Source organism: Bradyrhizobium sp. USDA 3311 (assembly GCF_054062495.1).
In genome coordinates, this window is sequence record NZ_JBSSFI010000001.1 from 3,226,521 (window position 1) to 3,247,155 (window position 20,635).

Consider the following 20,635-nt stretch of genomic DNA (forward strand, 5'->3'; position numbering starts at 1 on the left):
CATGTTTAGACGATCCGAACAGGACAAACGCCCGCAAGTGCAGATCTTCGTCGATGGCGTTGCCGTCGCGGCGCGCCAGGGCGACACCGTCTCCGCCGCGCTATTGGCCTCCGGCCAGGATGCACGGCGTTCCACCGCGGTGAGCGGCGCGCCGCGTCTGCCTTACTGCATGATGGGCGTGTGCTTCGACTGCCTCGTCACCATCGACGGGGTCGGCAACCGGCAGGGCTGCATCGTGCCCGTTGCCGAGGGCATGCAGATCGAGATCCAGAAGGGCAAGCGGGAGATCGGACGATGACTGTGGCTCCCAAGCGCGAAGATTACGACGTCGTGGTGATTGGCGCCGGGCCCGCCGGCCTCGCCGCCGCCGCGACATCGGCCGAGGCCGGCCTGTCGACGCTGCTGCTCGACGAGAATATCGGCCCCGGCGGTCAGGTATTTCGTGCGATCTCCTCGACACCCGTGACCGACCGCAACCAGCTCGGCGCCGATTATTGGGTCGGAGCCGATCTCGTGCAGTCACTGCGCGCGAGCAATGCGGAAGTGATTCAGCGTGCGATGGTCTGGAGCCTCGACCGCAATCTCGACATCGCCGTCTCCGTCGGTGGTGCTTCGGCCTTCGTCAAGGCAAAGCGCGTGATCCTGGCGACCGGCGCGCTGGAGCGTCCGTTCCCGATTCCCGGCTGGACGTTGCCGGGCGTGATGACCGCGGGTGCCGCGCAGACCATGCTGAAGTCATCGGCGCTGGTGCCCGATGGCCGCACCGTGATCGCGGGGCAGGGGCCGCTGCTCTGGCTGCTCGCCGCGCAGATCTTGCGGCTTGGCGGCCGCATCGACCGCATCCTCGACACCACCGAGCGCGGCAATTATTTCGCGGCGCTGCCGCACGCCTTCGCCTTCCTGACCTCGCCCTATTTCGCCAAGGGCCTGTCGATGATGCGCGAGGTGAAGGCGAAGGTGCAGGTCGTCACAGGCGTCACGGAGCTCACCGCGTCGGGTGACAGCCAGCTTGCCAATGTGAGCTATGTCGCCGGCGGCAAGCGCGAGACGCTTGCGGTCGATCTTCTGCTGCTGCATCAGGGCGTCGTACCCAACGTCAATCTGGCGATGGCGGCCGGTGTCGAGCATCGCTGGGACGAACTGCAATTGTGCTGGTCGCCGGTGCTCGATGCGAACGGCTCATCGTCGGTCGCCGGCATCGCGATCGCCGGCGACGGCGCCGGCATCGGCGGTGCCAATGCCGCCGTGGTCCGCGGCCGCATCGCGGCGCGCGCGGCGGTGGAAGCGTTGGCGCCCGCGGCTGCCGCGAAGCTCGCATCGATGGCGACGCTCCGCGCCGCTCTCGCCAAGGCGGAGCGCGGCCGCGCTTTCCTCGACACGCTGTTCCGCCCGGCGCCGCAGTTCCGCATTCCCTCGGGCGATACTATCGTCTGCCGCTGCGAGGAGGTGACCGCGAAGGATGTTCTCGATTCCGTCGCGATCGGCGCGACCGGGCCGAACCAGCTCAAGGCCTATCGCCGCACTGGCATGGGCCCGTGCCAGGGCCGGCTCTGCGGCCTCACCGTCACCGAGCTGATGGCGCAGGCGCGGGGTAAAAGCCCGCAGGAGATCGGCTATTACCGGCTGCGCGCGCCGGTCAAGCCGATCACGCTCGCCGAGCTTGCCGCCGTTCCCAAGACCGAGGACGACGTCAAGGCCGTGGTGCGCGGATGACTGGAAACGTGGATGCGATCGTCGTCGGCGGCGGCATCCACGGATGCTCGACTGCGCTGCATCTGTGCCTTGCCGGCCTGAAGCCGGTGCTGATCGAGAAGGACTATGCCGGCCGGCATGCTTCCGGCGTCAATGCCGGCGGCGTGCGCCAGCTTGCGCGGCACGTCCCGGAGATCCCGCTCTCGATCCGCTCGATGGGGATCTGGGAGAGGATCACCGACCTCCTCGACGACGATTGCAGCTTCGAGAGCCACGGCCAGGTGCTGGTCGCCGAGAACGAGGAAGAGCTCGCGGTCTGCCGCGCGCGCGTCGCCGAGCTCAATGCGCTCGGCTTCACCCATGAAGAGCTGATCGACGCCACTGAGCTGCGGCGGCTGGTGCCTGCGGTGGCCGAGACCTGTCCCGGTGGCGTGGTCTCGCGCCGTGACGGCGCGGCCAATCCTGCGCAAACGACGACCGCGTTCCGCCGCAAGGCCGAACAGCTCGGCGCGACCGTGCGCGAGGGCGTGGCGGCCAGCAACATCCGCTACAGCGACGGCCTCTGGTACGTCGATGTCGGCTCCGACACCTATGCCGCGCCGGTGCTGGTCAACGCAGCCGGCGCCTGGGCTGGAAAGATCGCCGCCGCGCTCGGCGAACCGGTGCCGGTCGAAACCGTGGCCCCGATGCTGATGATCACCTCGCGCGTGCCGCGCTTCATCGATCCCGTCGTGATCCTGCGTGGCCGCAAGCTGTCCTTCAAGCAGTTCTCGAACGGCACCGTGCTGATCGGCGGCGGGCATCTCGCGACGCCCTATCAGGACCGCAATGAGACGGTGCTGGACTGGAAGAGCCTCGCGATCAGCGCGCGCACCGTGTTCGAGCTGTTTCCGGTGATGCGCAGCGCGACGATCGTTCGTGCCTGGGCCGGCATCGAGGCCAAGATGAAGGACGACATCCCCGTGTTCGGGCCGAGTTCGCGGCACAAGGGTCTCTATCACCAGTTCGGCTTCTCGCTGCACGGCTTCCAGCTCGGTCCCGGCGCCGGCGCCGTGATGGCGGAGCTGATCGTCAACGGTGGCACCCAGACACGCATCGGTGATCTCGGCATCGACCGCTTCCACCCTTCCACGCTCTAGCAACAAGAGGACATCATGAGCATCACCCGCAGCATCCGCACGCCCATCATGCACCGCGCCGTCGAGGCCAACGGCTTCGTCTTCCTCGGCGGCACCATCGCCGACGACACGTCGGTCTCGATGGGCGATCAGACCCGCAATATTCTCGGCAAGATCGCCGGCTATCTGAAAGAGGCCGGCACCGACAAGAGCCGCGTCGTCAGCGCCTCGATTTTCGTCACGGATCTTTCCAAGAAGAAGGAGATGGACGCGGCCTGGACCGAGTTCTTCGGCGACAATCTGCCGACCCGCGCCACCGTCGGCGTCGCCGATCTCGGCGGCAGCGCGTTGATCGAAGTCGTGGTCACCGCCCTCAAGGGTTGACGGCATCCGCCGACGGGGGACGGCAGCGCACGACGCGCTGTCGTCCCCTTGGCTTGATCTTGCTCGCCTTCCGGACTAGTTAGAGGCATCTCGATCAGGAACTTCGCAGCCATGGATTTCACCCCGACCGCAACGCCGATCCGCCTTGCTCACGGGGAATTTCATGCCTGCTTCCATCATCCTGTCGAACCTGTCGCTGTCCACGCCTGACGGCCGTTCTCTTTTTTCCAATATCGATCTGACATTCGCGGCCGAGCGAACCGGTCTCGTCGGCCGCAACGGCGTCGGAAAATCGACGCTGCTGGCGTCGATTTGCCGGGAACATGTTCCCACGTCGGGGCGCATTCTGACCAACGGAACCGTCGGCCTGCTGCGCCAGGACGTTCAACTGCGCGCGGGCGCGACCGTGGCCGATCTGTTCGGCGTGCGGGAAGCGCTGAAGCTGCTGCGCTGTGCGGCGCGGGGCGATGCCTCCGCCGACGACATCGCTGCGATCGACTGGACTCTCGAAGCACGGCTCGCGTCCGCGCTGGCGCGCGTCGGGTTCGATCTTGCCCCCGATACGGAGCTGTCCTGCCTGTCCGGCGGCCAGACGACGCGGGTTCGTCTTGCCGCGCTGGTGTTCGCCGAGCCCGACTTCCTGCTGCTGGATGAGCCCACCAACAACCTCGACCGGGACGGGCGCAAGGCCGTGATCGATCTCCTCGCCGCTTGGCGCGGCGGCGCGATCGTCGTCAGCCACGATCGGGGCCTGCTCGAAACCATGGACGCGATCGTCGAGTTGACGTCGCTCGGAGCAACGCGATACGGCGGCAATTGGAGCAGGTACCGCGAGCAGAAGGCCGTCGAGCTCGCTGCCGTCAGGCACGACCTTGCTTATGCCGAGAAGCGGCTGTCCGAGATCGACGGCAAGGCGCAGGAGGCTGTGGAGAGGAAGGCGCGCAAGGACAGCGGCGGCAGGAAGAAGCGTGCCAAGGGCGACATGCCGCGCATCCTGGCCGGCGCGCGCAAGGATCGCAGCGAGGACACCGGCGGAAAGACGGCGCAAGTTGCCGAGCGGCGGCGCGCGGAAGCGCTCGAGGCCGTCGACACGGCGCGCCGGCGCATCGAGATTCTCCAGCCGTTGTCCGTGAGATTGCCGTCGACAAACCTGCCGGCGGGGAGGGAGGTGGTTTGGCTCGATCGGGTCAGCGCCGGCTATCGTCCGGAGCGCGCGATCCTGCGGGATCTGTCGTTCACGATCGTCGGGCCGGAGCGTGTGGCGGTGGTCGGGCCAAATGGTTCAGGCAAGACGACGCTACTGAAGCTCATTGCCGGCGAGATGTGCCCCCTCGTGGGCACGGTGAGGGTCAAGCCCGAGTTCGCGCTGTTCGACCAGACGGTCAGCCTGCTCGATCCCGCGATCTCGATCCTGGACAATTTCAGGCGCCTCAATCCAGAGGCGGGCATGAATGCGTGCCATGCCGCCCTTGCGCGCTTCATGTTTCGCGCCGACGCTGCCTTGCAGATCGCCGGGAGCCTGAGCGGCGGACAGCTGCTTCGTGCCGGTCTTGCTTGCGTGTTCGGCGGGGCGACGCCGCCCTCACTGCTGATCCTGGACGAGCCGACCAACCATCTGGATATCGCGTCCATCGAAGCCGTCGAAGCGGGCTTGCGGGCCTATGATGGCGCGTTGCTTGTCGTCAGTCATGACGAGGCATTCTTGCGGGCGATAAGGATTACGCGGCGGCTCGATTTGGCCGCCGAGGTGCCTGGCGCCGATGGCCGGATCCTCTGATCCCGCCTCGCCGTCCGGATATCGCGGAGATTTTCAAAAGCCCGACGCCCTGCCCCCAGCGCGTCGGGCGGAAAGATTGACTATCAATCGGTAATCGCAATGCCATTGTTGTGACGCGTATCTCACCACTTTTCCACTCCGGGAAACTACCGCGTCGGAACCGGGTTGCTCCTGCCGTCGATCTGTGTCGCTTTACGCGCCGCCGCCCGGTTCCAGCGCCTCGCCGATCTCCAGCGGATGGGCCATGGTCTCGTGCAGCGCGTCGCGGTCGAGCTCGCCCTCGGAGATGCTGATGACGACGCAGGCGACGCCGTTGCCGATCAGATTGGTCAGCGCGCGGCACTCGCTCATGAACTTGTCGATGCCGACCAGGATCGCGATGGACTGGATCGGGATGTCTGGCACGATCGAGAGCGTCGCGGCGAGCGTGATGAAGCCGGCGCCGGTCACTCCCGAGGCGCCCTTCGAGGTGATCATGGCGATGCCGAGGATGCCGAGCTCCTGCCAGATCGTCAGATGCGTGTTGGTCGCCTGCGCCAGAAACAGCGTTGCCAGCGTCATGTAGATGTTGGTGCCGTCGAGGTTGAAGCTGTAGCCGGTCGGGATGACGAGGCCGACCACGGAGCGGGAGGCGCCGAGATGCTCCATCTTCTGGATCATCTGCGGCAGCACAGTCTCTGACGACGACGTGCCGAGCACGATCAGCAGCTCGTCCTTGATGTAGGCGATGAAGCGCAGGATCGAGAAGCCGGCGAGCCGGGCGATTGCGCCCAACACGATCAGCACGAACAGGATGCTGGTGAGATAGAACGTGCCGATCAGCGCGGCGAGGTTGAGCAGCGAGCCGAGGCCGTAGGCGCCGACGGTGAACGCCATCGCACCGAACGCGCCAACGGGAGCGACGCGCACGATGATGCGGATGATGCCGAAGAACATCTTCGCGGCCTTGTCGATCGCATCCGCGATCGGCTCGCCGGCCTTGCCGAGGAAGGCGATGGCGAAGCCCGAGAGGATCGAGATCAGCAGCACCTGGAGTAAATCGCCGCGTGCGATGGCGCCCACATAGCTGTCGGGGATGATCGCCATCAGATGGGCGACGATGCCTTCCTCCTTGGCCTTGGTGACGTAGGTCGCGACCGATTTCGGGTCGATCGTGGCGGGATCGATGTTGAAGCCGTGTCCGGGCTGGAGCACCTCGCCGACCAAAAGGCCGACCGCGAGCGCGACGGTCGAGACCGATTCGAAATAGATCAGCGACTTCAGCCCGACCCGGCCGACACGCTTGAGATCGCCCATCGAGGAGATGCCGTGCACCACGGTGCAGAAGATCACCGGCGCGATCATCATCTTGATCAGCGCGATGAAGCCGTCGCCGAGCGGCTTCAGCTCCTTGCCGAAATCGGGATAGAAATAGCCGATGAGCACTCCGAGCACGATCGCGATCAGCACCTGGATGTAGAGGATCTTGTACCAGGGCTGATGCCGGCGACGGATGGCTGGCTGGATCGCGATCTGTGTCATATGATGAGCCCGGAACGCATTGATTTTGCAAGATTTGAATCTTGCATGACTCGCATCATGTGATGGCCGCCGCAGAAGCGACAATCACATTTTTGTCGGATCGCACGAAGATCAATCGCTGCACCGCAACGGGGGGGAGCATGACAACCACGACAGGCTCGGACGAGCAGACGCAGGGCTATTTTCCGCGCTGGAAACTCAAGACCTCGGGCGTGATCATGCCGGAGGAGCGGCTGTCATGGGGCCAGACCATCGTCTCCGGTCTGCAGCATTGCGTGGCGATGTCGGGCTCGACGATCATCGCGCCGCTGCTGATGGGGTTCGATCCCAATGTTGCGGTCCTGTTCTCCGGCGTCGGCACGTTGATCTTCTTCGTCATCGTCGCCGGACGCGTGCCGAGCTATCTCGGATCGAGCTTCGCCTTCATCGCCGTCGTCCTCGCCGCCACGGGCTATGCCGGGCAGGGGCCGAACCCGAACATCTCCGTTGCGCTCGGCGGCATCGTCGGAGCCGGGGTGCTCTACGGCGCGATTGCGCTGATCGTGATGTGGTCGGGCGTCGGCTGGGTCGAGCGCCTGATGCCGCCGGCCGTCACCGGCGCCGTGGTCGCCGCGATCGGTCTCAACCTCGCGCCGGTCGCGGTCAAGGCGGTGAGCGCCAATGCGTTCGACACCTGGATCGGGCTTGCGACCGTTCTCATCATCGGCGTGGTCGCCGTTGCAGCTCCAGGCCTGTGGCGCCGCCTGCCGATCATCCTCGGGGCGATCGGCGGATATCTCTTGTATTTTCTGTTCGCGAACGGCCTCGGCTTCGGCAAGCCGATCGACTTCGCACAGCTCTCGGCCGCGTCGTGGCTCGGCCTGCCGAAATTCACCACGCCGACCTTCCAGGCCGATGCGATCTTCCTGATCGCGCCGGTTGCGGTCATCCTCGTCGCCGAGAACCTCGGGCACATCAAGGCCGTCGGTGCCATGACAGGCCGCAGCCTCGATGCCTATCTCGGCCGCGCCCTGTTCGCCGACAGCCTGGCCACGATCGTCGCAGCCTGCGGCGGAGGCACCGGCGTCACCACCTATGCCGAGAACATCGGCGTCATGGCGGCGACGAAGGTCTATTCGACGCTGCTGTTTGCCTTGGCGGCCACGGTGTCGATCCTGCTCGGCTTCTCGCCGAAATTCGGCGCGCTGATCCTGTCGATCCCGGGTCCCGTCATCGGCGGCCTCTCGATCGTGCTGTTCGGATTGATCGCGGCGATGGCCGGGCGGATCTGGGTCGAGAACAAGGTCGACTTCGCCAATCCTGCGAACCTGATTACCGTCGCCGTGGCGCTGACCGCGGGCGCGGGCGACCTCACGCTCAAATTCGGCGCGTTCACGATCGGCGGGATCGGAACCGCGACTTTCGGCGCCATCATCCTCTATCAGATCCTCACCTCTTCCCTCGCGCAACACGCGGAATGAATCCCAGGGCTGCGCTGGTGTGATGGAACAAAACGTCGTTTCCGTCGATGATGAGGCACTCCGGAGAAAGCTCATGCCACAGACCGACCGCTCGATCCCCTTTCCCTCGCGCCTCGTTGGCCAATACGCGCTGGTGACCGGCGCCTCGCAAGGCATCGGCCGTGCCGTTGCCGTCCGGCTCGCCCAGGAAGGCGCGACCGTCGCCATCAACTATTTCGATCACCCTGGGAAGGCCGAAGAGACGCTCGCGCTCGCGCGGACGGCATCGGGCGACCGCGGCCACGGCAGGCTCGATCATGTCATCGTCCAGGCTGACATCGGCAGCGAGCAGGACATCGCCGCGATGTTCGAGACCATCCTGGCGCGCTGGAAGCGCCTCGACTGTCTCGTCAACAATGCCGGCTTCCAGCGGGAATCGCCGAGCGATGCGCTCGACGTCGAAACCTATCGCCGCATCATCGACGTCAATCTCAACGGTGCCGTGCTCTGCGCGCAGAAGGCGCTGGCGCATTTCGTCGCACGCGGCGGAGGCGGCAGCATCATCAATTGCTCCAGCGTCCACCAGATCATTCCGAAGCCCGGCTATCTCGCTTATTCGATCAGCAAGGGCGGCCTGGCCAACCTCACGCGCACGCTGGCGCTCGAATTCGCGAAGCACGGCATCCGTGTCAATGCGGTAGGTCCGGGCGCGATCGACACGCCGATCAACGCGGCCTGGACGGGCGACCCGGAAAAGCGCGGCGTCGTCACCAGCCATATTCCGCTCGGCCGCGTCGGCACGCCGGAAGAGATCGCCGCCGTGTTCGCCTTCCTTGCTTCAGACGATGCGAGCTACATCACCGGGCAGACGATCTATGCCTGCGGGGGCCTGACCATGTTCCCCGAGTTTCGCGAGAACTGGGCAAGCTAGAAACGTGGGCTCACGGACGAAGCCACGAACTCTTCACCCTCGTGCCGATCGCTTCAGAAATCTCCTGCGAGCAGGTCGTAGGAGCCTCTGCTGCCGCGCACATACTTCCTGGCCGCGGTGGCACATATCAAGTCGCGATTGCAGTCGAACGCGTTCAGGAATCCCGATTCGGTGGCATGGGCGCCCGGTTGAATCTGCTTCAACGCGCCTTCATCGATGAAGAACGAGGCTTCGATGGCGCTGTCGTATCCCCAGAACCGCACGGCATGGCGTGTCCGGTCATATGAGCGACTGTGATTTGGAAAATCAATCATGGTTCGGGCCGATCAGGTTGCAGGTGCCGTGCGCCTTCACGCCGTTTGAGCCGGGGGCACGCTGGGTGGCCGACGCTCGGCTTGCGTACGTCAGGTACACGGACGTTTCGTCGAGACCTGACAAGAGCGAACCGGTTGCGCCTCTTTCAAATGATGATCTGGCGACAGGGATACAACCCGGTTCGATGCTGCTCGCGACAAATAGTTCGTCGCAAGCCTCGCTATTCGGCGAAAGGTGACTATATCCCGTCGATCACCGCTCGCCCCTCGGCCGTTATCGGTGACTGAGAGCATTGCGCTCCCGCCGCGACCAAGAGGCGGTCAATATGTCGGTTTCCCCCGGATTCATCCTTCGCGAGTGGCTCGTACCTCCGGTCTTGCTGCCCATCTTCTTCGTGCTGGTGATCGCCGTTTCGATGTTGATTCAATGGTAGTCGGCTTCGGCGCGCCTTCGCCGTCGGATCAGGCAAGTACCTCATCGGATTCAATTCAGCCGTCGTTGGGTTGCGAGCTGAACTCGAGGGCGATCGACGCCCTCCGTCGAGCTCGCGAGATGCCGTCGGGAGACAAGCGCATGGCGGCAATGCGCAGGGCAGCAATTCTTGTAAATGCCGCTGAAATCCACGCCTATTTCTCGCCAGCGAAGGCGCCCAAGCAAGATCACGACGCCGCTGAAATCCCGCCTTCGTGACGGAACGTTCCACTGAAACCAGGTCCGGCAGCAACCCTCGTGACACAGTCGCCAATGCTCGAGATCGATCTCCGCACGGGCCAGCACCTCGGCGGCGGAGAATCGCACGAGGATGCTCTGGCGGCAGAGAATGTCAGCCTGCGGCTTCTCCTTGCCCAGGCCGAGATCAACACGAGGGGCCTGCTTGCCAGGGCGGGCATCGACGCCAGGGAGCGAGAGACGTCCGAGAAGCTGCAAAAGCTGATCCTTGAAGAGCTGCACCACCGCATCAAGAACACGCTCGCGACCGTCTCGGCCATTGTCTCCCAGAGCTTGCGCGGCGAGCAAGGCTTGGCGCACGCACAGCAGGCGATCGCGGGGCGGCTGCTCGCGCTTGGCCGGGCGCACGATCTCCTCGTGCGGGCGAGCTGGTCGAGCGCCGACCTCGGGGCGGTCGTCCGCAGCGCCGTCGAAGCTTTCGACGATCCTGCTGAATCGAAGTTCTCGATTTCGGGGCCCGATCTCCGGATCAATTCGGGTGCCGTGGTCGCGGTCGCGATGACGCTCAATGAGCTTTGCACGAACGCCACGAAGTATGGAGCCTTTTCCGCTCCAAAGGGGTGCGTCGATCTCCACTGGACGATCGATCCGCAGACGCAACGCTTGCGCCTGACCTGGATCGAGAAGAATGGTCCGGTGATCCAGTCACGCGCAAAGCGCAGCTTCGGAACGCGATTGATCGAGACGCTGGGTCGCGAACTCCAGGGCGACGTGCAATTGACCTACGCGGAGAGGGGCTTCGCGTACACGTTCGACGCTCCATTGGCTTCTCTGAGTGTCCCGATGCCGGCCTAGCCGGCAGGCTGAAATACGCCGAGACTTTCAACGAAAGGAGGTGGCATGTTCAAATTTCTACAGTATCGTGCAAGAGCGGCCGCGTACGGCGAACTGGCCAGGAGTTCGCCCGGCAAGGATGATACCCGCAAATTCGAGAAACTGCAGGACAGCCTTGCATCGCGCGCGGACAACGAGCAGGTCCTCGCGGACCAATACGTGGATGCAGTGAACGCCGGGGGGACGGAGCGACTGCGCGGCGCAGCCCTGGCGGCGGAGGAAGAGCGTGTCTTGCGGTGTCTCGGCGCGGCCGTCATCATGCAATGGAATTCCCTGCCGACGACGCTTCAGCGGGAGATCTTCGACACCGCCGGATCGGTCGGAACATTGTTGGACACGGCGGCGCTCCGTGGGCAGATAGCCCGGTTTCTTCACAAGCACAGGCATGACACCGATCCCAGCAAGATCTGACGGGTGATGTGTTCGGGGCAGAACAAACGGGTGCGCGAGCATTCGCCGCCGGCATTTCTCCGGCGCGGATCAAGCCGTCGCCGGCTTCGATCCGCCGGTCCGGGAGTGATCTGGCAAAATGTCGCGGCGCGGACTACATCTGCGCCATGTCAAATGCTCCGCTGGCAAACCAATCGCTCCAGGATTTCGTCGCCCGGCACCAACGTCTGTTCGTGCTGACCGGCGCCGGCTGCAGCACCAATTCGGGCATTCCCGATTATCGCGACAGCCATGGCAACTGGAAGCGGACCCAGCCGGTCAATTTCCAGGCCTTCATGTCGGAGGAGCACACGCGCCGGCGCTATTGGGCACGCAGCCTGATCGGCTGGCGGCGGTTCGGTCAGGCGAGGCCGAACGATGCGCACCATGCGCTGGCCCGGCTCGAGGCGAACGGGCGGTGCGGGATGCTGCTGACCCAGAATGTCGACCGGCTGCATCAATCCGCCGGCCACAGGCAGGTGATCGACCTGCATGGTCGGCTCGATCTGGTCCGCTGCATGGGCTGCGGGGCGAAGACGCCGCGGAGCGAATTCCAGGATACGCTTGGCCGCGCCAACGCAGAATGGCTCGCGCTCGATGCCTCGGATGCGCCTGATGGCGATGCCGATCTGGAGCACGCGGATTTTTCGTCGTTCAAGGTGCCCGCCTGCGAAGCCTGCGGCGGCATCCTCAAGCCCGACGTCGTGTTCTTCGGCGAGAACGTGCCGCGCGACGTCGTCGCCACCGCGCAGGACCATCTGTCGCAGGCTGACGCGATGCTGATCGTCGGCTCCTCGCTGATGGTCTATTCCGGTTTCCGCTTCGTGCAGGCTGCCGCGCAGCGGCAGATCCCGATCGCCGCGGTCAATCTCGGGCGCACCCGCGCCGACGATCTCCTGACGCTCAAGGTCGAGGAGCGCTGCGAAGCGGCGCTTGCATTCCTGCTCTGATCGCGTGCGGGGCGAACACGCCTTGCCTATTGCATGGGTGCCAAGCAGAATAGCCGGGCGCGGCGTTGCCGGCATGCCTGATGGCACGGAAATTGCTGCGTTTTTGTCCCCAGTCTTGACGATCAGCCGGAGAATTTGGAATGCTTGAGGGAGCCGAGGTGCGGCTTGCCGTCGATATCGGTGGCACGTTCACCGACATCGTTCTGGACATGGGCGAGGTGCGCAAGACGCGCAAGGTGCTGACGACGCCGCAGCGGCCCGAACAGGCGGTGTTGGACGGGATGCGTCTCATTCTCGCCGATGCGCGCGCCCATATCAGCGACATCGACGTCTTCATTCACGGCACCACGCTCGCGACCAACGCCATCATCGAGCGCCGCGGCGCCAAGACGGCGCTGATCGCGACCGACGGCTTTCGCGACGTGCTCGATATCGGCACCGAGAGCCGCTACGACCAATACGACCTCACCATCGACAAGCCGAGGCCGCTGGCGCCGCGCAGTCTGCGCTTCACCGTGCCCGAGCGCATCGACGCGCACGGCGCCATCCGCCTCCCGCTCGACGAAGCGTCGGTGCGCGCACTCGCGCCAAAATTGCGTGAATTGAAGGTCGAGAGCGTCGCAATCGCCTTCCTGCACTCCTACGCCAATCCCGAGCATGAGCGCCGCGCAGCCGCGATCCTCAGCGAGGAGATGCCCGGCGTTTCCGTGACGGTGTCATCGGCCGTGTGTCCGGAGATCCGCGAATATGAGCGCACGTCCACCGCGGTCGCGAATGCCTATGTGCAACCGCTGATCGACGGCTATCTCGCCCGCATGGCCGATGCCCTGCAGGTCGAGCAGTTCCGCGGCGCCATCTATCTCGTCACGTCCGGCGGCGGCGTCACCTCGATCGAGACGGCGCGGCGCTTTCCGGTGCGCCTCGTCGAATCCGGTCCCGCCGGCGGCGCGATCTTCGCGGCGCAGATCGCTGCGCGTCTCGGCGAGAGCAAGGTGCTCTCCTTCGACATGGGCGGCACCACGGCCAAGATCTGCCTGATCGAGAAATACCAGCCCGAGACCTCGCGCGTGTTCGAGGTCGATCGCGCTGCGCGCTTCCTGAAAGGCTCCGGCCTGCCGGTTCGCATCCCCGTGATCGAGATGGTCGAGATCGGCGCCGGTGGCGGTTCGATCGCCCATGTCGACGCGATGAAGCGCGTCACCGTCGGCCCCGAGAGCGCGTCGTCGGAGCCTGGGCCCGCCTGCTACGGCCGCGGCGGCCAGCGCCCGGCCGTAACCGATGCGGACGTCGCTCTTGGCATGATCGATCCCGACGCCTTCGCGGGGGGCACGATCAAGCTCGACCCCGAACTCTCGAAGCAGGCGCTGCTCCGCAGCGTCGGCGAGCCGCTGGGCCTGTCGGCGGAAACCGCGGCCTATGCCGTGCATGAGGTCGTCTGCGAGAACATGGCGAGTGCGGCACGCGTGCACGCGGTCGAGCGTGGCGCCGTGGTCGGCCAGCATACGCTGATCGCCTTCGGCGGTGCCGCACCGCTGCATGCGGCGCGTGTCGCCGAGAAGATTGGTGTCTCCCGGGTGATCGTGCCGTCGAACGCCGGCGTCGGCTCGGCGGTCGGATTTTTGGCGGCGCCCATCGCTTACGAACTGGTGCGCAGCCGTCACGTCCGGCTCGACGATTTCGACACCAAGGCGGTCTCCGACCTCTTGCAGGAGATGGCGACCGAGGCGCGTGCGCTAGTCGAGCCTGGTGCTGCCGGTGCGCCGGTGCGCGAACGCCGCGCGGCCTTCATGCGCTATGTCGGCCAGGGCCACGAGATCAGCGTCGAGCTGCCGAACCGGCCGCTGAATTCAGCCGATCTCGCCGGGCTGCGCCAGAAGTTCGAGGCGGATTATTCCTCCATGTTCGAGCGGTCGATTCCGGGCGCTGCGATCGAGGTCCTGAGCTGGTCGGTGCTCGCGACCACCGATGCGCGCAATCCGTCCGTCGTCGCTTCCGTCGCACGCATGCCTGCGGGCAAGGCGTCCGGCAGCCGGAAATTCTTCGACGGCCGGGCCGGAGAGGTGATCGAGATCCCGCTCTATCGCCGCGAGGACATGGCGCCGGGGGCGACGATTGCCGGCCCCGCGGTGATCGCGGAGGATGAGACCTCGACCTTCGTCTCCAACAGTTTTGACGCCCATATCGACGGTGCCGGCAGCATCGTCATGGAACGGAAGGCAGCTTGATCATGAGCAAGGCAAATGGCGCGAGCCTGATCGACCTTCAGATCATGTGGCACCGGCTGATCGCCGTGGTCGAGGAGCAGGCGCAGGTGCTGCTCCGCACCGCGTTCAGCCCGATCGTGCGCGAATGCGGCGATCTCTCCGCCGGCGTGTTCGACCTCAAGGGGCGGATGTTGGCGCAGGCGGTCACCGGCACGCCCGGTCACGTCAACTCGATGGCGGAATCGGTCAAGCACTTCATCGACCGCTTCCCGATCGAGACGATGAAGGAGGGGGACGCCTACATCACCAACGATCCCTGGATGGGCACCGGCCACCTCAACGACTTCGTCGTCACCACACCGTGCTTCAAGGACGGCCAGCCGGTCGCGCTGTTCTCCTGCACCAGCCATCTCATGGACATCGGCGGCATCGGCTTCGGGCCCGATGCCACCGACGTGTTCATGGAGGGGCTCTACATCCCCATGCTGAAGCTGATCGACCAGGGCGTCGTCAACGAGACGCTGATGGCGATGATCCGCACCAACACGCGGCTGCCGATCGACACCGAGGGCGACACCTATTCGCTCGCGGGCTGCAACGACGTCGGCTGCGAGCGCCTGGTCGAGATGATGACCGAGTTCGGCATCGACACGCTGGACGAGCTCGGCGACTACATCTGCGACCGCTCGCGCGAGGCCGTGCTGGCCGAGATCGCCAAGCTGCCGAAGGGAAGCTGGCGCAACACCATGGTCGTCGACGGCTATGACGCACCGGTCACGCTGGCGGCGACGCTGACGATCTCGGACGCGGGCATTCACGTCGATTTCGACGGCACCTCGGCCGCCTCGAAGTTCGGCATCAATGTGCCTCTGTCCTACACCACGGCCTACACCGTGTTCGGCCTCGGCTGCGTCGTCGCCTCGCAGATCCCGAACAATGCCGGCTCGCTCTCGCCGTTGACGGTGTCGGCTCCCCCTGGCGCGATCCTCAATGCGCCGAAGCCTGCGCCGGTCGCCTCGCGCCACATCATCGGCCAGATGCTGCCCGACGTCGTGTTCGGCTGCCTGCGCCAGATCATTCCCGAGCGCGTACCGGCGGAAGGCACCTCATGCCTGTGGAATCTCAATGTGCGCGGACAGACCCGTTCGGGCGTCGGCGGCAATTACGGGTTCTCGATGGCGGTCACCAGCAATGGCGGCACCGGTGCGCGCTTCGGCAAGGACGGCCTGTCGGCCACCGCCTATCCCAGCGGCGTGCGCGGCACGCCGGTCGAGATCGCGGAAACACAGACGCCGCTGATCTTCTGGCGCAAGGAGCTGCGCCCGGATTCCGGCGGAGCAGGGCGCACCCGCGGCGGCCTCGGCCAGATCATCGAGGTCGGCAGCGGCGTCGACGCGCCGTTCGACATTCTGGCAGCGTTCGATCGTATCGATCATCCGCCGCGCGGCCGCGACGGCGGCCGGAACGGCGAGGCCGGCTATGTCGGCCTGAAATCCGGCAAGAAGCTGCGTGGCAAGGGCTTTCAGCAGGTGCCGCCGGACGACCGGCTGGTGGTGCTGACGCCCGGCGGCGCCGGCATCGGCGATCCGGCCGAGCGGCCGCGCGCGGCCGTCAACGACGACATCGAAAGCGGCCTCGTGTCTGCGGACAACGCGGTTGCGGTTTATGGGTACACGCGGTGACGCGTCAGGCGTCGTGAACGGAGGGGCTCAATGATCACGCGACGGAACTTCACTGCGGGCGCAGCGACGCTGCTCGCCGCCGGCCACATCTCGACCCGCGCGCGGGCCGCAACGACAAGCTGGGACATGTCGACGGTCTGGCCCGACGGCAATTTCCACACCCAGAACGCGATGGCGTTCGCCGAGGAGGTGAAGAAGCAGACCGGCGGCTCGGTCGCGATCACCGTGAAGGCCGGCGGCCAGCTCGGCTTCAAGGGCCCCGAGCACTTGCGCGCCGTGCGCGATGGCCTCGTGCCGCTCGCCGACGTTCTCAACATCCAGCAGGTCGGCGATGAGCCCTTCATGGGCGTCGAGAGCATCCCCTTCCTGTGCAGCTCGATGGACGAGCTCAAGGTGCTGCACAAATATGTGCGGCCCGAATACGAGAAGGTCGCCGCGCGCAACAACCAGAAGATCCTCTACATCGTGCCGTGGCCGACGCAGTACCTGCATCTCAAGGTCAAGGTCGCCGACCTCGAGGGCCTGAAGAACATCAAGATCCGCGTGCCCGACAAGAACGCCGTCGACATGCTGGCGGTGGTCGGCATGGCGCCGGTGATGATCCCCTGGGGCGAGACGATCCCCGCGCTGGCGTCGGGGGCGGTCTCGGGCGTCTCCACCTCGGCGGTGTCGGGCGTCGACGGCAAGTTCTGGGAGTTTCTGAAGTACATCTACCCGACCAACCACGTCTGGTCGTCGCAGATGCTCACGGTCAATCTCGACTCGTGGAAGGCGCTCAGCGCGGATCAGCAGAAGCTCGTCGCGGATACCGCCGCGAAGATGGAGCCGGGTTTCTGGGCGAACTCGCTCAAGGCCGACGTCGACAGTCTCAACCGCCTCAAGGAAGGCGGCATGGAGGTGATCCCGGTCTCGGAGGCGATGATGACGGACATCCGGGCCAAGACCGCGCCGCAGCTCGACGCCTTCCTCAAGCGCGTGCCGGCGGCCGACAAGCCGGTGCGGGCCTATCTCGCTGAAATGAAGCGCTGAGCCAAGCCATGGTCAGCGTTTCGCCCGCAGCACCGCAAAGCCTCAATGCAGCGGCGCCCGCGCCGCTGCGCATCCTGCTCGACGGCATCGACCGTCTCGGCCGGCTCGACGGCTGGATCGGCGGCGGCTGTCTGCTGACGCTGACGCTGTTGATGCTGTGCGAGGTCGCAACCCGCTTCCTCTCGAACTTCCTGCCGTTCTTCCCGCCGACCATCTCGATCGCGTGGGAATATTCCTCCTACCTGATGGCGGCGTCCTTCACCTTCGGCGCCGCCATGACCCTGCGCGTCGGCGGCCACATCCGCGTGGTGCTGCTGCTGAAGAACGTCCCCGCACCGTTCCAACGTGCGATCGAAATCCTCTCGGCCGCCGCCGGCTTCGCCTTCATGGCGTTCCTGACCTCCGCGATGGCGAAGTTCGCCTACGGCGCCTATGTGCGCGGCCAGGTCTCGACCTCGAGCGACACGCCGCTGTGGTTTCCGGAAGCCGTCGTCACCTTCGGCATGCTGCTGCTTACGCTCCAGTTCCTGGCGCGCGCGATCCAGGCCATCCTCGGCCTGCCGCTCGAGGATCACCGCATGAAGGCCTCGCCCGTCGAATGATCGTTTTGCCCGCACCCGGATTCAAGATCGCATGACCATCGAAGTCGTCGCCCTGTTTGGGATCCTGTTCGCGCTGCTGGCAGGCGGTGTCTGGATCGGTCTCACGCTCGCGCTCACCGCCACGCTGCTGCTGGCGATGTTCCGCTCGATTCCGCTCGACAAGCTGCTGCCGCAATACGCCTGGAACATTCTGACCACGCAGGAGCTGCTGGCGCTGCCGCTGTTCATCCTGATGGGCGAATTGTTGTTCCGCACCCGCCTGTCGCGCTCGCTGTTCCAGGGACTTGCGCCCTGGGCCGGTCTGCTGCCGGGCCGGCTGCTGCATGTGAACGTGATCGGCTGCACCATCTTCGCGGCGATCTCCGGCTCGTCCGCGGCGACCACGCAGGTGATCGGCCGCATGTCGCTCAACGAGCTCTTGCGCCGCGGCTATTCGCGCGACATCGCGATCGGCTCGCTCGCAGGCGCCGGCACGCTCGGCTTCCTGATCCCGCCGTCCAACATCATGATCATCTACGGCGTGCTCGGTGACGTCTCCATTCTCAAGCTCTTTACGGCCGGCGTGCTGCCCGGCCTGCTGCTGGCGGCGACCTTCATGGGCTGGGTGATGCTGCACACGACCCTCAAGCCCTCGATGGTGCCGGAGACGGAAGCAAAACTCTCGCAGGTGCCGTGGGGCGAGCGTTTTGCGGCGCTCAAGGATCTCGCGCCGGCGCTGTTCCTGATCGCCTGCGTGCTCGGCTCGATGTATGGCGGGCTCGCCACGCCCTCGGAGGCCGCCGCCGTCGGGGTGCTCGGGGCGGGGCTGGTGGCCTGGGCGCAAGGCTCGATGTCGCAGCAGGTGATGCGCGACGTGCTGATCGGCTCGGTCGTGACCTGCTCGATGATCGCGCTGATCGTGCTCGGCGCCTCGATCCTCGGCAATGCCGCAGCCTTCCTCGGCATTCCTCAGGCGGTGGCCGCCTTCGTCAAGGGCCTCGGCCTGTCGCCCTTCATGCTGATCGTGGTGCTGATCATCTTCTACCTGATCCTCGGCTGCTTTCTCGATGGCTTCTCGATGATCGTGATGACGCTGCCGATCGTGCTGCCGATCGTGAAGGGCGCAGGTTTCGACGAGATCTGGTTCGGCATCTTCCTCGTGCTCGCGGTCGAGATGGCGCAGATCACCCCGCCGGTCGGCTTCAACCTGTTCGTGATCCAGGGCCTGACCGAAGACGGCCTCGGCTACATCGCGCGCGTCACGATGCCGTATCTCATGATCATGGTCGGCTTCGTGCTGCTGCTGACGCTGTGGCCCGGGATCGTCACGATCCTGCCGCGGGTGCTGTACGGATAGATTTGCGCCGCCCCGGCGACATAGCCGGGACGGCGTCTTGATTCACGAAGCTTACGCCGCCGCCTTCTTCCGCGCCTGTTCGGCCTTGTACAACTCGAACTCCTCCGCGATCGCCTTCGCCACCGACGGCCGCTGGCGCAGGCGTTCGTAATAGGCCTTCACGTTCGGCCATTTGGCGAGCTCGATCGGCGGCGTCGCCATAGTCCAGTTGATGACCGTGACGAGATAGGCGTCGGCCACGCTGAAATGGTCGAGCAGGAAGTCGCGTCCCTCAAGGTAGTTGTCGAGATAATCGAGCCGCGACAGGTTCTTCTCCAGCGCGTAGGCCTTCGTCTCCTGCGGCGCCTTGCGGTCGAGCACGGGAATGAACAGCCCCTTGTGCAGTTCGGTGCCGATGAAGCAGAGCCACTGGTGCAGTCGGGTGCGCTCGATGCCCGCGCTCGCGCCGAGGCCGGATTGCGGGAAGCGGTCCGCGACATATTGCAGGATCGCCGCGTTCTCGGTCAGCACCACGCCCTCGTCGGTGCGCAGCGTCGGCACGAGGCCGATCGGGTTGACGGTGCGGAAATCGGTGCCGTCCTTCAGCACCCTCTTGGTCGGCGGATCGACTTCGAGGTAATTCGCCTCGGCGCCGGCTTCGTACAGCGCGACGCGGGTCGCCATCGAGCAGGCGAGCGGCGAGAAATAGAGATCCATCTGTAGCCTCCTTGGGCAGTTCCTCTTTCGGGTATCGCTCAACCTGGCCAGATTGATTTTTGTACTGTGTTGCATAATATATCGGCGGTCAAGGATTAATTTGCGAAATGGTACAAAAATCGAAGCCGCCAACTGCTGCCAATGAGCCCGAGCGCCGCGGCGAACCTAAGCGCCGCGGCCGTCCGCGGGCCTATGAGCCCGATGTCGCGCTCGGCAAGGCGCTCGACCTATTCCGCAGGCAGGGCTTTGCCGCGACTTCGCTCGACGATCTCAGCGAGGCCACAGGCATGAACCGGCCGAGTCTCTACGGGGCCTTCGGCGACAAGCGCGAGCTCTATATCAAGAGCTACCAGCGCTACCGCGAGGACGCGCGGGCATCCATGGCCGCGATCTTTCGCGAGGAGATGCCGCTGCGCCAGCGGCTGGAGCGCATCTTCGCCTCCGCGCTGAACATCTATCTGTCCGGCGAAACGGGCCCGCGCGGCTGCTTCACGGTGGTGACGGCGGCGTCCGAAGCGGTCGGTGATCCCGACATCCGCGCCATGGTGCTCGACGGTCTCGCCGAGCTCGACAAGGCGTTTGCGAATTGCTTCCGCCGCGCCAAGGAGAAGGGCGAACTGCCGGAGAGCGCCGACCCGGCCGTTCTGGCCCAGCTTGCATCAGCGACGGTACACTCGATCGCCATCCGCTCGCGCGCGCGTGTCTCGCGGAAAGATCTGGAAGCAATCGTGAAGGGCGCGATCGATGTGATGGCGGGGGTCAGACCCTAGCTGTCGTCCCGGACAAGCGCAGCTCCCGACAACGCGTAGCGTTGTCTAGAGCGGAGCGCCGATCCGGGACCCATAGCCACAGGGAGTGGTTTGGCGAAGACTCGGGGTTATCAGTCTCGCGCTGCAACTTCTCCCTGGGGTTATGGGTCCCCGCCTTCGCGGGGACGACAGCGAGAATGTAGCGCGATCTCGCGCTC

19 protein-coding genes are annotated in these 20,635 nt (G+C 65.3%); 16 read left to right on the forward strand and 3 right to left on the reverse strand.

Annotated features, from left to right (window positions below; translation table 11 throughout):
- Position 1 precedes the first annotated feature (1 nt).
- From ACVWW6_RS15280 to ACVWW6_RS15300, 5 genes are all read left to right on the forward strand, one after another.
- Positions 2-298: a (2Fe-2S)-binding protein gene (locus ACVWW6_RS15280; protein ID WP_011089927.1), complete on the forward strand. Its 297-nt coding sequence runs from the start codon at positions 2-4 to the stop codon at positions 296-298.
- Positions 295-1,713: an FAD/NAD(P)-dependent oxidoreductase gene (locus tag ACVWW6_RS15285; protein WP_456680954.1), complete on the forward strand. Its 1,419-nt coding sequence runs from the start codon at positions 295-297 to the stop codon at positions 1,711-1,713. The genes ACVWW6_RS15280 and ACVWW6_RS15285 overlap by 4 nt, the downstream gene beginning before the upstream one ends.
- The gene (locus ACVWW6_RS15290) at positions 1,710-2,831 is read left to right on the forward strand and encodes an NAD(P)/FAD-dependent oxidoreductase (RefSeq protein WP_456680955.1); all 1,122 of its coding nucleotides are present in this window, start codon (positions 1,710-1,712) and stop codon (positions 2,829-2,831) included. The genes ACVWW6_RS15285 and ACVWW6_RS15290 overlap by 4 nt, the downstream gene beginning before the upstream one ends.
- 15 nt (positions 2,832-2,846) lie before the next feature.
- Positions 2,847-3,194, forward strand: a complete 348-nt coding sequence (locus ACVWW6_RS15295) for a RidA family protein (RefSeq protein WP_027545617.1) — start codon at positions 2,847-2,849, stop codon at positions 3,192-3,194.
- A 163-nt stretch (positions 3,195-3,357) separates the two neighbouring features.
- Positions 3,358-4,971 carry an ABC-F family ATP-binding cassette domain-containing protein gene (locus ACVWW6_RS15300; RefSeq protein ID WP_456680956.1) on the forward strand — a complete coding sequence of 538 codons (1,614 nt, stop codon included), beginning with the start codon at positions 3,358-3,360 and terminating at the stop codon, positions 4,969-4,971.
- A 192-nt stretch (positions 4,972-5,163) separates the two neighbouring features.
- On the opposite strand, the gene ACVWW6_RS15305 is transcribed toward ACVWW6_RS15300, so the two are convergent.
- Positions 5,164-6,492: a dicarboxylate/amino acid:cation symporter gene (locus tag ACVWW6_RS15305; RefSeq protein ID WP_304566463.1), complete on the reverse strand. Its 1,329-nt coding sequence runs from the start codon at positions 6,490-6,492 to the stop codon at positions 5,164-5,166.
- Positions 6,493-6,632: 140 nt separating this feature from the next.
- Between ACVWW6_RS15305 and ACVWW6_RS15310 the strand changes: the two genes are divergently transcribed.
- Positions 6,633-7,952 carry a solute carrier family 23 protein gene (locus ACVWW6_RS15310; RefSeq protein ID WP_060910229.1) on the forward strand — a complete coding sequence of 440 codons (1,320 nt, stop codon included), beginning with the start codon at positions 6,633-6,635 and terminating at the stop codon, positions 7,950-7,952.
- Between the two features lie 73 nt (positions 7,953-8,025).
- Positions 8,026-8,862 (forward strand): SDR family oxidoreductase, encoded by an 837-nt coding sequence (locus ACVWW6_RS15315; protein WP_456680957.1) that lies wholly within the window; start codon positions 8,026-8,028, stop codon positions 8,860-8,862.
- Positions 8,863-8,915: 53 nt separating this feature from the next.
- Here ACVWW6_RS15315 and ACVWW6_RS15320 read toward each other — a convergent pair whose 3' ends face one another.
- Positions 8,916-9,176 carry a DUF1488 domain-containing protein gene (locus tag ACVWW6_RS15320; RefSeq protein ID WP_456680958.1) on the reverse strand — a complete coding sequence of 87 codons (261 nt, stop codon included), beginning with the start codon at positions 9,174-9,176 and terminating at the stop codon, positions 8,916-8,918.
- Between the two features lie 745 nt (positions 9,177-9,921).
- On the opposite strand from ACVWW6_RS15320, the gene ACVWW6_RS15325 reads away from it, so the two are divergent.
- The 8 genes from ACVWW6_RS15325 (at position 9,922) to ACVWW6_RS15360 (ending at position 18,972) form a co-directional block, all read left to right on the forward strand.
- Complete coding sequence (locus ACVWW6_RS15325; protein WP_060910231.1) at positions 9,922-10,701, forward strand: sensor histidine kinase; 780 nt, start codon at positions 9,922-9,924, stop codon at positions 10,699-10,701.
- Positions 10,702-10,746: 45 nt separating this feature from the next.
- On the forward strand, positions 10,747-11,151 hold the full coding sequence (locus ACVWW6_RS15330) for a hypothetical protein (RefSeq protein ID WP_011089917.1): 405 nt from the start codon (positions 10,747-10,749) through the stop codon (positions 11,149-11,151).
- 146 nt (positions 11,152-11,297) lie between these two features.
- The gene (locus ACVWW6_RS15335; RefSeq protein ID WP_011089916.1) at positions 11,298-12,119 is read left to right on the forward strand and encodes an NAD-dependent protein deacetylase; all 822 of its coding nucleotides are present in this window, start codon (positions 11,298-11,300) and stop codon (positions 12,117-12,119) included.
- A gap of 140 nt (positions 12,120-12,259) precedes the next feature.
- Positions 12,260-14,344, forward strand: coding sequence for a hydantoinase/oxoprolinase family protein (locus ACVWW6_RS15340; RefSeq protein WP_304566462.1), 2,085 nt, complete (start codon positions 12,260-12,262; stop codon positions 14,342-14,344).
- Positions 14,345-14,346: 2 nt separating this feature from the next.
- Positions 14,347-16,005: a hydantoinase B/oxoprolinase family protein gene (locus tag ACVWW6_RS15345; RefSeq protein WP_456680959.1), complete on the forward strand. Its 1,659-nt coding sequence runs from the start codon at positions 14,347-14,349 to the stop codon at positions 16,003-16,005.
- 30 nt (positions 16,006-16,035) lie between these two features.
- Positions 16,036-17,034, forward strand: a complete 999-nt coding sequence (locus tag ACVWW6_RS15350) for a TRAP transporter substrate-binding protein (RefSeq protein ID WP_271552346.1) — start codon at positions 16,036-16,038, stop codon at positions 17,032-17,034.
- Between the two features lie 8 nt (positions 17,035-17,042).
- Positions 17,043-17,636, forward strand: coding sequence for a TRAP transporter small permease subunit (locus tag ACVWW6_RS15355; RefSeq protein WP_028172992.1), 594 nt, complete (start codon positions 17,043-17,045; stop codon positions 17,634-17,636).
- Between the two features lie 31 nt (positions 17,637-17,667).
- A complete protein-coding gene (locus ACVWW6_RS15360; RefSeq protein WP_011089911.1) occupies positions 17,668-18,972 on the forward strand; it encodes a TRAP transporter large permease in 1,305 nt (434 codons plus the stop codon).
- 51 nt (positions 18,973-19,023) lie between these two features.
- On the opposite strand, the gene ACVWW6_RS15365 is transcribed toward ACVWW6_RS15360, so the two are convergent.
- Positions 19,024-19,668: a glutathione binding-like protein gene (locus ACVWW6_RS15365; RefSeq protein ID WP_011089910.1), complete on the reverse strand. Its 645-nt coding sequence runs from the start codon at positions 19,666-19,668 to the stop codon at positions 19,024-19,026.
- A 107-nt stretch (positions 19,669-19,775) separates the two neighbouring features.
- Here ACVWW6_RS15365 and ACVWW6_RS15370 point away from each other — a divergent pair, with 107 nt between their 5' ends.
- Positions 19,776-20,438 (forward strand): TetR/AcrR family transcriptional regulator, encoded by a 663-nt coding sequence (locus ACVWW6_RS15370; RefSeq protein ID WP_456680960.1) that lies wholly within the window; start codon positions 19,776-19,778, stop codon positions 20,436-20,438.
- Positions 20,439-20,635: the final 197 nt, after the last annotated feature.

Coding starts and splice junctions, on each gene's coding strand:
- ACVWW6_RS15345 (WP_456680959.1), top strand. CDS start 14,347: ATGAGCAAGGCAAATGGCGCGAGCCTGATCGACCTTCAGATCATGTGG.
- ACVWW6_RS15295 (WP_027545617.1), top strand. CDS start 2,847: ATGAGCATCACCCGCAGCATCCGCACGCCCATCATGCACCGCGCCGTC.
- ACVWW6_RS15360 (WP_011089911.1), top strand. CDS start 17,668: ATGACCATCGAAGTCGTCGCCCTGTTTGGGATCCTGTTCGCGCTGCTG.
- ACVWW6_RS15290 (WP_456680955.1), top strand. CDS start 1,710: ATGACTGGAAACGTGGATGCGATCGTCGTCGGCGGCGGCATCCACGGA.
- ACVWW6_RS15330 (WP_011089917.1), top strand. CDS start 10,747: ATGTTCAAATTTCTACAGTATCGTGCAAGAGCGGCCGCGTACGGCGAA.
- ACVWW6_RS15365 (WP_011089910.1), bottom strand. CDS start 19,668: ATGGATCTCTATTTCTCGCCGCTCGCCTGCTCGATGGCGACCCGCGTC.
- ACVWW6_RS15355 (WP_028172992.1), top strand. CDS start 17,043: ATGGTCAGCGTTTCGCCCGCAGCACCGCAAAGCCTCAATGCAGCGGCG.
- ACVWW6_RS15325 (WP_060910231.1), top strand. CDS start 9,922: ATGCTCGAGATCGATCTCCGCACGGGCCAGCACCTCGGCGGCGGAGAA.
- ACVWW6_RS15315 (WP_456680957.1), top strand. CDS start 8,026: ATGCCACAGACCGACCGCTCGATCCCCTTTCCCTCGCGCCTCGTTGGC.
- ACVWW6_RS15335 (WP_011089916.1), top strand. CDS start 11,298: ATGTCAAATGCTCCGCTGGCAAACCAATCGCTCCAGGATTTCGTCGCC.
- ACVWW6_RS15340 (WP_304566462.1), top strand. CDS start 12,260: ATGCTTGAGGGAGCCGAGGTGCGGCTTGCCGTCGATATCGGTGGCACG.
- ACVWW6_RS15280 (WP_011089927.1), top strand. CDS start 2: ATGTTTAGACGATCCGAACAGGACAAACGCCCGCAAGTGCAGATCTTC.
- ACVWW6_RS15370 (WP_456680960.1), top strand. CDS start 19,776: ATGGTACAAAAATCGAAGCCGCCAACTGCTGCCAATGAGCCCGAGCGC.
- ACVWW6_RS15305 (WP_304566463.1), bottom strand. CDS start 6,492: ATGACACAGATCGCGATCCAGCCAGCCATCCGTCGCCGGCATCAGCCC.
- ACVWW6_RS15320 (WP_456680958.1), bottom strand. CDS start 9,176: ATGATTGATTTTCCAAATCACAGTCGCTCATATGACCGGACACGCCAT.
- ACVWW6_RS15310 (WP_060910229.1), top strand. CDS start 6,633: ATGACAACCACGACAGGCTCGGACGAGCAGACGCAGGGCTATTTTCCG.
- ACVWW6_RS15300 (WP_456680956.1), top strand. CDS start 3,358: ATGCCTGCTTCCATCATCCTGTCGAACCTGTCGCTGTCCACGCCTGAC.
- ACVWW6_RS15285 (WP_456680954.1), top strand. CDS start 295: ATGACTGTGGCTCCCAAGCGCGAAGATTACGACGTCGTGGTGATTGGC.
- ACVWW6_RS15350 (WP_271552346.1), top strand. CDS start 16,036: ATGATCACGCGACGGAACTTCACTGCGGGCGCAGCGACGCTGCTCGCC.